General features: G+C 46.9%; 6 protein-coding genes. 5 read left to right on the forward strand and 1 reads right to left on the reverse strand.

Annotation, left to right across the window (positions count from 1 at the left end; genetic code table 11):
* Positions 1 to 59 precede the first annotated feature (59 nt).
* A complete protein-coding gene (locus tag HYU97_03765; GenBank protein ID MBI2335860.1) occupies positions 60 to 7,283 on the forward strand; it encodes a DNRLRE domain-containing protein in 7,224 nt (2,407 codons plus the stop codon).
* 137 nt (positions 7,284 to 7,420) lie between these two features.
* Positions 7,421 to 9,535: a thrombospondin type 3 repeat-containing protein gene (locus tag HYU97_03770; GenBank protein MBI2335861.1), complete on the forward strand. Its 2,115-nt coding sequence runs from the start codon at positions 7,421 to 7,423 to the stop codon at positions 9,533 to 9,535.
* On the opposite strand, the gene HYU97_03775 is transcribed toward HYU97_03770, so the two are convergent.
* Positions 9,496 to 9,912, reverse strand: coding sequence for a hypothetical protein (locus HYU97_03775; GenBank protein MBI2335862.1), 417 nt, complete (start codon positions 9,910 to 9,912; stop codon positions 9,496 to 9,498). The two genes, HYU97_03770 and HYU97_03775, sit on opposite strands and share 40 nt — an antisense overlap.
* Before the next feature lie 410 nt (positions 9,913 to 10,322).
* Between HYU97_03775 and HYU97_03780 the strand changes: the two genes are divergently transcribed.
* The 3 genes from HYU97_03780 (at position 10,323) to HYU97_03790 (ending at position 13,212) form a co-directional block, all read left to right on the forward strand.
* The gene (locus HYU97_03780; GenBank protein MBI2335863.1) at positions 10,323 to 10,736 is read left to right on the forward strand and encodes a nucleotidyltransferase domain-containing protein; all 414 of its coding nucleotides are present in this window, start codon (positions 10,323 to 10,325) and stop codon (positions 10,734 to 10,736) included.
* Between the two features lie 2 nt (positions 10,737 to 10,738).
* On the forward strand, positions 10,739 to 11,155 hold the full coding sequence (locus HYU97_03785) for a DUF86 domain-containing protein (GenBank protein MBI2335864.1): 417 nt from the start codon (positions 10,739 to 10,741) through the stop codon (positions 11,153 to 11,155).
* Between the two features lie 431 nt (positions 11,156 to 11,586).
* Positions 11,587 to 13,212: a hypothetical protein gene (locus HYU97_03790; GenBank protein MBI2335865.1), complete on the forward strand. Its 1,626-nt coding sequence runs from the start codon at positions 11,587 to 11,589 to the stop codon at positions 13,210 to 13,212.
* The last annotated feature ends 10 nt before the right edge of the window (positions 13,213 to 13,222 follow it).

The raw sequence follows: 13,222 nt of genomic DNA on the forward strand, positions 1-13,222 counted from the left end.
TGCTCTATAAGACGGTCACGGGGGTAGCGTTTTGTTCCTAACTAATAGGAGGCACACTTGTGATGCAACGTTACACCCCGAAACCCGGGAGCTTATTCCCCTTCATCCTCATCGCTCTGCTTGCCCTCAGTTATTTTGGATTAATACCATCCACGGCGTTAGGACAAGCACTAACCACACGTCAGGCACCGGCACCTATTCACAGTAATTTTTGCCCGGCTTACACTCAATCAGATTTATACCGGCCTCGTTTACAGCAAGTCACGGTGGGACCGCAAGACAATTGGATTAGCGCCATTCGCGGTGCACTCCCTGGCACGGAAATTTTGTTGCAAGATGGGGATTATTTTTTGGGCAGCACTTACACAGTCACCATTCCTGAAGAAGTAACCGTGCGTTCGGCCAGCGGGAATCGCAATGCCGTAACTATTATTGGCCAGGGTTACGGGCCGGGGGCAGAGGCTTTAATGGTTACGGGCAAAAATGTAACCGTGGCCGATCTTTCGATCACTCAGGTGCGCAACCATGGGATTGCCATCAAGGGCGAATCAGGGGCTCACGGAACTCATATTTACAATGTCAATCTCTATGACATTGGAACGCAAATGATCAAAGGGACCAAAGGCCCGCAAGATGCGGTCATCGCGTGTTCGGCAATGGGTTACAGCGCCAATGGCGTGCGAGGAGATTATATCGCCGCCATCGATGTTCATGGGCCTCAAGATTTATTGATTCGCGACAATTACATTTACAACTTCATGGGAGAAGGCACGGGCTGTGAAGTTGATATTGATTGTGGCGCTTACATGTCGCAACACCCCGCCATCTTAATTTGGAACGAAGGGGCACGTGGCACCATTATTGAACGCAACGTGATGATCGAAAATTATCGTAGCATTGCCCTTGGCCTCGACCGAGGCCATGAAGATGGGATTGTTCGAAACAATTTTATTTTTCGTTCTCAGCCTGGTGATGCAGGGATCGAATTGCGCACGGCTAACAACACCTTGGTTGCCCACAATACCGTGTATGTTGAAAATTATATTGGCGCCATCGAGCTAAGCCCTGGGACCAACAATCGAATTTACAATAATTTTATCAGCGCCTATTTCCGGACACGCGATGGGGCCACGTTTACCGAAGATGGGAATTTATTTGATTTAGAACCTGGTGATTTGCTCCAGGCAGGCGATTCGCATCTGCTCGACAATTCCCGCGCCATTGGCGCCGGAGTTTCGCTGCCCGACATTTTAACTTATGTTACTGACGACATCGATGGTGATTTGCGCGATGGGCGCTATGACATAGGTGCTGACCAATTTGTTGAAATAGCCCCACCACCCGAGCCCTTGTTTAGCCAAGCTATTCCCATCACCCAAATTATCGCCAAGACGAGCGAAAACCAAGGCACGCGCCATGTGTTTAACGCCAAGAATGAACTTTCTTATTTTGACTTCACTCCTCCTCAAGACGGCTGGTATCGATTCCAAGTTAATTTGGGGGCTAATGCACTTACCACTAAGTATTGGTTTGCTCTTCAAACGAACAATATTGTGGATGGAAGGATTATCCAATCTCAAAACGTTGATTCGATTGAAGCCAAAAATTATGATTTTTACCGTCATTTAACGGCTGGGAAAAAGACCCGGGTTAATCTTATTTCCGGCACCCGCAATGGAATGGAGCATTATCTCTATGGGGTGAATATTCAAGAGACTCATGCCTTTGATGAAACCCCGCCTGAAACGACACTTAATATTGTGCGCTATGAAACAAAATTGACGTTTAAAATTAGCACCAACGAACCTCATACAATTTTATTTTACCTCAATGGTGCGTTAAAATCATCCAATCACACCTTAACCACTTCACGTAAATTTACCTTTACGGGCTTAACCCGTTCAACAATTTACACTTACAAAATTATTACTAAAGATGCGTTTGGGAATGCTGACACGACTGAAGGCGAAGTAAACACCTTGCCCGATCCACTACCACCACCTCCACCACCTGAACCTACGCCGACTCCAACGCCCGTGCCTCCTCCACCGCCACCGCCTGCGCCCACACCGACACCTGTGCCACCGCCGCCTGCACCCACACCTACGCCCGTACCTCCTCCTGCGCCGACACCAACACCTGTACCACCGCCCCCCGTACCCACACCTACGCCCGTACCTCCACCGCCTGCACCTACACCGACACCACAACCGGTGCCTAATCCAACACCTCCCGCACCCACTCCAACGCCTGTACCACCTCCACCGGTTGACGACAGCATTGATGTACCGCTCACCGTGCACTTCCCCAGTGGGGCCAATGAATCGGTCCCTGTCACCGTGGGAGTGCCTGTGCCACTCGATGCAACCGGGCCCTTCACCGTGGTGAACACAAACAACGTCGCCGTGCCCACCCAAGTGCGTGAACAAACCCGCTCTAGCCATCAATGGTTATTGGTCGATTTCCAAGCCGAACCTAATCAAAGTTATCGCCTCAAAAAAGGCAACAGCCCGGCCGGAAATTACCAAATGAATGTCATCAACCAGGGTAGTGCTGGAATCACAGTCAACACCGGAGTCACCGAATTTAAATTACCGGCCGATACCCGATTGTTTGAACAAGTGCGTGATGCCAATGGCAATGCATTGATCGATCAAGCCGGCTTTGGTGCCAACGTAAGCCCTGCTCTCTTGGAAATCGCCGAAAATGGCCCCTTGCACACCATGGTTAAAGTCACGGCACCTCGTGCCATTCAAGGGCTTGACCTGGTGGCGAGGCTGCATTTTTACGCTGGCAAATCTTATTCCCGCGTCAGAATCACTTTGGTGAACCACAACAACTGCACGTGGAGTAGTGGTCAGCCGCGTTGTAATAATATTGGCGATACTGGCACGATTTCTTTTGAAGATGTTTCTTGGTCGCTCACGGTGCATAACCCAGAGGCCAGTCGTAACGAAGTGCTTTATCAAGATTCAAGCGGAACCAATGGTTGGAACTACTACCAAGGCCGAAACCCACGGATGCAAGGAGGGGTTAGCTTCCGTGGTTACCGCCGTTATGTGAATGGTGCCGTGGCCGAATCGGGAGATGCAGCACCTGGCACCTTAAGTTTTGGCGGCATTCAAATGGAAGTGCCTTATTTTCGCGAAATGTTCCCCAAGGCCTTGCGTGCCCAAAATGGCCTGTTGTCTTTTGCTATCTTCCCCACCGAGTTCCGGCCCAATAACTCAAGCACCTCGCACGCGATGCGACCGGGCGAACAAACCACCGTGGACGTGTGGGTCAATACCGGGAATAACCGTTCCCCTGGCAACATGGTACTGGCCTATCCCAGCCTGTCTTACTTACGCAGCACCCATGCCTTGGGCTTTGTCGGCCCACGGGTGGATGGGCAATTCTCGGATTATGAAAGCTATATCGATGCCCAATACGATTTCAGCAAGGCCAAAATTACCGGCCCCAATAATTGCCTTAATGCAGAATGTACCATCACCGGTGCCATCAATCGCTTTGATCACTATGGTTGGACCGACTTTGGCGACATCCCGCAAGACTTTGAACAAGGCAGTGCACCTTACAATTTAAAATACGATGTGAGTTTGGGCTTTATCTATCAGTGTATTCGTACCGGCAGCCCCTTCTATTGTCGCGATGCCGTAACTTCAAACCTACACTTTGCTAACGTTGACATCATGCACTCCACGGTACGCGGCTATAACAACCCCAACCGCGATTGGATGGTGGGTGGTTCTTGGGGTCATAGTCTGCACGATGAATCGGGCATCTCGAACCCCCATCGCAACAATAACAACCCACACCCTGACACCACCTGGGGTGGAGCCGGGCTCTCGGCCTTTGCACTCTTGACCGGCGACGACATGGTGCGCGATGCAAGCCTAGAACTTGCCGACAACATTCTATGGCGAGCTCAAAATTCTAACGACACGGGTTGTGATGGACAAGCTTGGGGCGGCGGGAGCGACAATGGTTACGCCATCCTCGGCACCAATCCACGAGCCGCGGGGAATATCGGTCGCTTACTCAATTGGGCCTTTAAACTCACCGGCGATATCAATTATTTGAACGGCGCCGCGGGCACTTCCCGTTGGGTGCAATGTGAACGCGCCAACCTCACCTGCGGAAGTTGGGGCGTTGCCCTTTCGGCCCGCGCTATTGGTGAATACATCATCACGACTCGCGATGCCGGAATTAGCGAAGACCCCAATGCCATTCCTGCCATGAACACCTTGCTTAATTCCATGGCCAGCAACACCACCCGAAGCGGTGACCGAGCTTGGTTTGGCGCTTGCACTGGCACCCAGGAAATCAATAACTGGATGGTTCTGGCCGCTGATGCCTTTAGTTTGGGTTATGCTGTGACCGGCAATCAAACTTGGCTAGACGACTATGCTCGCCCCAGTTTCAACACTGGCCAAACCGATCCTTTCTATAATAACGACTCGTTACACTACCACAGCACCAAAGAATTGGTGAACTCGGTAGGCGCAGGCACGACTTTCTTGCACTTTGCCAACAACGGTCAACCCGTGCCAGACCCTGTTCCAACGCCACCACCCCCTGTGCCTACACCAACACCTGTGCCACCACCGCCGCCTGCACCCACACCAACACCTGTGCCACCACCTCCAGCTCCAACGCCCACTCCTACGCCGGTGCCTCCTCCACCCGCACCCACTCCACAACCTGGGCCATTCCAAGTAAGTTTAAGCGATATCGAAGACACCTATTTGAGTGGCATCGACTGGACCTACATTCCCGAAACAGTCGGCAACTTTGGTAATGACGATATCATTTATCTCTACAACGTAAACTACGCCAGTTCACAAATCCGGATCGGGCTCATTAAGATGAATCTAACTCCGATCGACTCACAAAATCAGATCGATCGCGCCATCTTGCATCTTCCTGTGGTCAGCGGCAACCCCACACAGCTTAAAGCCTACGAAGTTACGGCTAATTGGAAAGAAGGCACCTGCGTCAATCAATATGAATGCACGGCCGATGGTACCACCTGGATTTCTCGTGGCCCAGGCTATGGTAATTGGGCAACAGCGGGCGGTGATTTCAACGCCGCCACGGCAGTGAATGGCCAACTCAGCAACGGAGAAGTGTTGTTTGACATCACGAATAGTGTCAACAAATGGGTGCAAAACCCCAACACAAACTTTGGTTTAACTTTGCGGGATAGCAATGCATGGGAAGAAATCAGTCTAGGGTCTTCAGAAAATGGCACTTTGTCATTACGACCCTATCTCGTAGTGCAAGGAAATGGCAGTGGAAGCACACCACCACCCGCACCGACGCCTGTACCAACTCCCACACCTACACCTGTGCCACCTCCACCACCACCTCCTGCACCCACACCCACGCCAACACCGACGCCCGTGCCACCACCGCCTCCGCCGCCTCCGCCCCCACCTACACCACAACCTGAACCGGTGGATTTCAATCCAGAAAACGAGCGAGTCATCACGCCTACCACCAACAACGTTAATCTAGCCCAGCCCGCCAATCTGCAAGTGTTCCATCGTTCCGGTCAAACCTTCCTCACTTGGAACGAAAATACCGGCATCAGCGGAGAACGCTACATTGTATATCGTCACACCGCACCGATCAACAGCAGCAATCTCAGTAGCGCCATCCCCATTGCCATCGTCAAAGAAGGTTCGAGTTATTATCGCATTGAAGCCGTGCGCTCGGGCAGCCGGCAATCCCGTTATATGATTCAAGATCTAGGGACCCAGCTGAGTAACACCACAGGTCTCTTTGTTTACACCACCAAACAAAATGGCGATTTTTACTACGCTGTAACCACGGCCAATGCCACTTCAGAAAATAAATCCGCCTTGGGTTCGACTAACAGCGTAAGTGCCACTATAAGTGAAACGGTGGCTGACCCTCAGCCCGTCTTAGTGTGGCGTGGTGCTGGCCTTTCCGGCAATACAACCTTATGCGGTTTGGTTTACACGCAATTTATGGATTATCATAATTGGAACCCCACCTTCCATGGTTATGCCTACAATTATTCGGTCACTCTACCTTCTTGTAACTACCAACCCGACGCTCAAAATCCCTTGTCAGTCGCGCTCTACATCGAAGGCAAGAACAGCCGCTATACCAACAGTGTCTATTACGCCATGAACAACAGTATTTATATCAGTGCCGAATCCGCTTGTTCGATTCCAGATTATGGCTGCGATAGTGAACAAGATTGGTATTGGGGATTTAGTTGTAAACACAATTTTAATGGCCCGCTTGCCGAAGGTGCCAGTACTAATCAATTTAATTACAATGTCACCCCAGGCCCGGTTTGCAATTACACCGAATTGCGAATTTTGCGCGCTGTGAAAGACACCCTACGACAATGGGCGGGCGATCCAAAACGCGTCTATGTTTACGGCCACTCCATGGGTGGTTCAGGCGCCATCACCCTTGCCATGCACTATCCAAAAATCTTCTCCATCGTCTATGCTAGCGAAGCCATGACCGATTACGGTAATTCTGGGAATTGGCTTGGAGAACTAACCCGCTTTTGGGGATCCCCCAACGACTCAAGAAACACCGTACGTAACTTAGGCATTCGTTGGCTCGATGGCACCATGACCAACGAACACTTAAAGCAATTCAATGACCGTATGAATGTGTTTACCTTCATGGATCACCAAGCCCTCGCCTCCGATCCTGATTACATGGATGAAGACAATGGATTTATCATTGCGGTTCATGGCACCAACGACAATGTGATCCCAGCGGCCACCCAAGGCTATGGCTTCTACGAAGAAATGAACCAAGGCCACCGCGGTTTCATTGGCATGGTAAACAGCGACGACCACATCTCGCAAATCGCCATGGGTTGGAACCCCAGCACCCCCATCAACTTTAGAAAATTGGTAGGCTATTATGATGGCCAAGAGCACTTCTATAACCAAAGTTACCCGGCTCTCTCCAACATCTCAGGCACAAATTATGCGGTAACCTCGGGCACGGCCAATTACAATCGCAATGTTTATTGGGATCAATACACAGTGGTTGATCAAGTCGATCGTTACGAGATCACCTTGCAAGGCCTTTCGGGCGCAGTCACCGCCGACGTCACCCCACGCCGCTTACAAGACTTTAGCCCCCAAGCCGGCGAAGTCTTGCAATGGCAAAATCTGCAAAGTGGGGAACAAGGCCTAATTACGGTTGACCCCTTCGGCCTAATCACAATCCCTCAAATGAGAATCGTGTCTGGCAACAACCGATTGGTGATTACGAGGTGATTAATGAAAAGTATAGTATGACAGGGAAAAGTATGACGAAGGTACGATTTTGCTACTGTTTATCAATCACTAATCGTCCGAAAATCATACCTCCGTCATAAATTGCGCTTTTCATAAATCATCATTAACAACTTTTTGTGGCATTATTCCCGCAAAATCCTTATCATTTAACTTGTCTCCATTATTCGAAAAGGGCGGAAGTGATACAACAAACGCTGAGAATTAGTATTTTTGTTATGGCCATCGCATTGACCGGTGTAACCGCAGGAGCATTTGATAAAATCCCTTACAATCCAAAATTTCCCCCGAAGGTCCCTCCTAAGGGGGGGTCTGTCTGGTCTAAGACTCAAGGGTTGATCGAGCATTTCTGTTTCTCCGATGGGATGTGTAATCAAAAAGAGGGTAAGATTTGTTTCAATTTTCGTTGTGTGTTGCAATGCACCGATTCTGACGGCCCCCCAACAGAAAAGAGCTATGATGGGATATTGGTTCCGGGTAAAATTACGTTCTACTATCACGCTGACGGCACTCCAGGGTCCAAGTATGTTAAGGAAACGCATTACGACGCGTGCAACTATATTCCTTCAAAGACCAAGCCTGGGGCGGTTGAAATCGATCCCCAGCATCTTACCGAACGTCGGTGCCACTGGGATAACGGGAAACTGATGGGTGGGCATGTTTGGGTTTCATGTCCGGAGGGAACCGTTTGTCAGGAAAAAAAAGAATCCTATGGCTACTGTGGGCCGCCTCCCCCACCTTTCACCCCGCCTTTTGCTGATTTTTGTCAGCAGCAGGAGGAAAAGGGTCTTTTGAATGACTTTGTCCCTTGTACGGTTGATGCGTGCGACAGCACGACGGCTAATATCACCCATACCCTTGTTGCCTGTACGGATAAACAAGCATGCCATCCGCAAACAGGGAAATGTGTTTCCTTAGCGTGTGTCAACACACCCCTCGATGACCTGAATGCCTGTACGGATGATCTTTGTGATGCGGTTACTGGCGAAGTGACTCATGTGGATCTCTCGATCAATCCGACGGGTGGTACTTGTGAAAAACCAAAATTACCCGACTATGATAGCGACGGGTATTCCGACTTGCAAGACAACTGCCCACTGACCATCAATGCAAACCAGATTGATAGTAATAAAGACGGTATTGGCGATGCCTGTACCTGTAGCAATCACCAGGAAATGGCTCCGTTCGGCATCATGAAGGGATTCCCAACCGCAACTTGGTTTATAAATATCAAGGAAGTGAACTTTTTTTACAGTGATGGAGATCAACTGAGTGATGGAGATCAACTGTATGCCGGCACAGAGATGGATGGACTGTGGCAATTCAAATCAGATGACATCGGCTGGATATCGCTCAGTCAAGGGTTGCCCAAAGAGAACCCTCCAGACCCTAAGAACCCTAGCGCGTTTACGAGTATCTTTTCGCTGCAAAGACATGGGGCTTATCTCTATCTCAGCGCTGCCAATGCCGGTATTTATCGTACTCAAGATCCTGAAAAAGGCTGGGAGCTTTTCTCCACAAACCCACCGGGGATATCCTATCTCGTAAGTCTTATTTCCTATGGTGGATATTTATATGGTGCTGCGCAAGACGGGCTTTATCGCCTCGTGGAGGACGGAACGTGGTCTAAACTCACCAATTTCGCTGAACCCTCCGGCGTTTATGATGTCATTATGCACAATGGGGCTCTTTACGCCAGTACGCAAAAAGGGGTGTTTCGGTTATGGAAAGAAACCTTCATTGGCTGGCAAGATGTTAGCTGGCAGGATGGAGGAAACGGCCTCCCCCTCTGTGCGGGTGGTGGAAAATTTTATATGGCGGGTCTTGGTGCCTGGGTGTTTGCTGAATTTAATGGAAAACTCTACGCCGGGTGCCCTGCTTCAGGAATAGGTTTGTATGTCTTTTCTGATTTCAGTGAAAGTTGGAGTGCCTTTGCTATCACTGGCTTGCCAAAGCAGGTACAAATTAATCACCTCCACGTCTATGGTAATAATCTGTATGCAGCAACTTCCAGTCAAAACCAGGGGGGAGGTATTTACCGATGGAATCCGATGGACAACCAGTGGAAGCTCTTGAGTACGGACGGGGAATATCCACTGTATAACGGTTCGAAGATATCTGCAAAAGATATCTCTTGTAATGACTTGACAACTTTTAAAGGTTCATTGGTGGGGGCTTGCACTAACCTGGGCCTCTACCGCTTCGTGGGTTGTGGCACACCAAAATTATTTTGATTATGAAATACCAGAATGGCGCCGTTTTCCATTTTAATGCCCACATCTAAATCGCCATCTCTATCTAAATCAATGATGCCAAAAGATTGAAGTTTTAACCCACGGCCGGGTTCATCATAACCATCGAAGATAACTAGCGGACTATCCGATTGCCCACGAGCGACGGCTTGACACTCTCCAAAATAAGCCACGAATCTCCTCATCGGAAATTTTTTCATATCTTCGGGTACATCAGGAATTTTATCTGAAGGAATAACCAAAGCAGCGGCCATAAAACAGGCATCTTGCGAAGCAAGGCCTAACTTTTTCGGATCTAAAGACCCAGTACGATACCAATCAAAAGCATGACGGAGGCATGATTTTGCCACTGTTTTCAAATCATTGATTGCTCGAAAATCTTATAATTGTTGATGAATGATAATAGGAACACCGGTGAGGGGTAAGTGGCGATCCGTTGACCGACAAGTTTTAATAGCAAAGAAGCATGAAATAAAGAAGCATGACGAAGGTACGATTTTCAGACGATCGATTATCCTAAAAACGGCAGTTGAAATCGCTTCTCTGTCATTGCGAGCCCAGTAGGGCGAAGCAATCTCAATTGGCCCAAGTGAGATTGCTTCACCCTGCTGGTGCAGGGTTCGCAATGACAAATCGTGCATTATTTCAGAAGAAATTATTGATAAATAGTAGCAAAATCGTACCTCCGTCATAAATTATATTATAGCTACCACACCTACAAAAGAATTTAATGACTTCAGTTATGGCTTCATTTAGAATAAAATCCCAAATGAATAAAAATCTTATCCAAAAATTAGGGTGTTTTTTTCAAAAGAGAAGGGAAATTAAGTTGGCTTATCTTTTTGGTTCAGAGGCTAAACGTCCTCATCAACCTTCTCGCGACGTGGACATTGCTGTTTTGTTGAATAAATCACTGCGTGGTTTGCAGCAATTTGATTATCGTGTTCAGCTTTGCCAAGGATTGGAAGATTTTTTGCATTCTTTTAAACAAACCTTGAAAGTTGATTTGGTACTTCTCAATGAAGCAGATCCTTTTTTAACCTATCAGGTGTTGAAATATGGGCAGCTTCTCTTTGAACGTCAAAAAAAAAGTGATCGAGATTTTAAAGTGAGATCTATGACACGTTATTTTGATGCAAAACCTCTCCATGATTTTTTCTTCGAACGGGCGTTAAAACATTAGTTATGGTTGATCGATTACTCATTCAACGAAAAATCTTACTACTTGACGAGAAAAAAGCTGCTCTAAAGTCGTTTGCCCTTAAAACATATAAAGAATTTTTAAAGGGACCTTACCCTAAGGCGGTAGAAAAACTTCTTCAAGAGATGGTGGAAATTTGTCTAGATATTGGAAAGCATCTTATAGCTGATGAAGGATGGGAATTTGCCAATGAGAGCCGGGACATTTTTCAGAGATTAGCAGAAAAGAAAGTCATTTCCAAAAAATGTTTAAAGACTATGCTCAAAATGGTGGGGTTTCGAAATCTCGTTGTTCATTTGTATGAACAAATTGATTCCAAAATCGTCTACAAAATTTATCAAAGACATTTAGGTGATTTTGCAAATTTTGCAAAAAAGATTTTTCATTACCTTCAAAAGTAGCTATAATAATAATAAACCACAACGAAGGTACGATTTTCGGACGTTCAATTATTGATAAACGGTAGCAAAATCATACCTCCGTCATAAATTATTTTTCTTCGTAAGTGCTCAGCAAACCTTTCAATTACCCACAAGTTTTTGAGCCATTGGGAATCCTAATGCAATATCCGTTAATCGAGACAGCCCCCATACGACCCTATTGCCTGGCGGGGCCTTTAACTGTAAATCAGAGCGAATGAATGTGTAGTTAGCACAATCGTTGGCCATCGTGCTCACTCATCCGATACCTTCCCGCTTGTCAACAGCCTTAAGTTTGCCTTGCCAGCAACTTAAAAAATATCATCTGCCGATATACAAATACGATGAATGTAAAATGATGGCCCTAAATTCAGCCAGCGGTCAGATTTAGGGTGATACGAGGTATATGATACATGTCTGGCCCAGAAGATAAAGCAACTCTAAAAATTTATAATTTTCGATGGATACCTACAGACTTCTTCGAAATGGACAGAAATAAAGACATGCGGCTCAGTGTTGGGGAATTTCTTCAATCTAATCAGCCACCACACTTCGTTGATCGAGTAGTGTCATCTTGGATAAATTTTTCAGGTCTACCGAAAGATTCTCAGCATCCAGACACCAACAATAGTTTTAATGATGGAAGAGACTTTTTAAAGGAATTAGAACAAAGAGATCCTCACCGTGCTGCAGACTTATACCAATCCATCCTCACGTATTCCAGGTCACTTTATACTCCTATGGCACGCTCTTTCCTATCACGTCAGTCTCCTACACCCGGGCTTACGCTACTTTCGGATACAGAAGGGAGGATCACACACCTGCTTATAGTCCTAAGAAAGGATCGCCAATATGACATGCTAGAACCCATCAAACGACTTTTACAGATATATCCCAAGGCAAAAATCACCATCCTCTCTGAGAAAAAATCTGAAACAGAAATAAGAAGTCTGTTAAGAGATGAACTACCAGATGATGGTTTAGCACGCATAGATTTTGCTTCTGGAAGATTTGCAATCGGTACTAGTGAAAGTGAAGTTCACGACTGGCCACAAGATCCCATTCATGTGATAAAAGACAGGAATGGAGAAAATGTTATAATTGAGGCTTCCCATCAAGATATAAGCCTTCTCCATCCCACCACTAGACCAGAATCACTGACTAATTTTGCCGATGTTCTAGCCGAGCATCTCCACATGAGGCGCGTGGTTGCACCCTTTGATATTGATGGTGGTAATGTTGTAACAACACCTGATGAAATTTTTGTAGGCATTGATGAAATCAATAGACACGTCTTCGAAGAGCCTCAATTGAAAAAAGAAATTGAAGGGGAATTTTCTAATCCCTCCAACATCGAGACATCGCGTCAGGGTAATTTTATAATGGCCGAATTTGATGCCGAAGGAGAACATCATAAAATTACTTTTCCATTACGAACAAGAGAAGCATTTATGGAAACCTTAAAAAGATATTTTGGCGACAAAAAAATAGTATTTATTGACAACGGAAAGGGAAACCAAGCTATTGCCCATATCGATACGTTTTTTCACCCTTTACCATTGACACACGCGAAAGATGGAAAGCCCTTTGTTTTAGTGGGTAATCCACAACTTGCCGAACGGATAATTCAAGCAATCCCCCCTGAACGTTTAGAAAGATACAGAAATGAAATCAATGCCAAAGGCGGCCATTACTTTAAATCCCTTTTATTTCGACATGATCAATATGAAACAGAATTACAGTCCGAGCTAGATCAACACGCCCAACAACTTGAACTGCTCGGGTACCATGTGATTCGAGTACCCTATCACCCTAATATGACTCTTTCTTACACAAATTCACTTTTCGAACATCAACATGAGGGTGGGGAAAATATCTATCATGTCACAATGCCTTCCTATGGGATCGATGAAATGGACCATTGGGTGAAGGAACTTTTCACAAGTTTGGGATTCGAAGTCAACACCATTGATTTACGAGAGAGGGCTGGGCAGTTTGGTGCGTTGCGATGTAGCGTCAAGGTATTAAATAGAACGTAAGCGGATTTGG

This window comes from Deltaproteobacteria bacterium (assembly GCA_016183235.1).
Lineage (GTDB): Bacteria > UBA10199 > UBA10199 > DSSB01 > JACPFA01 > JACPFA01.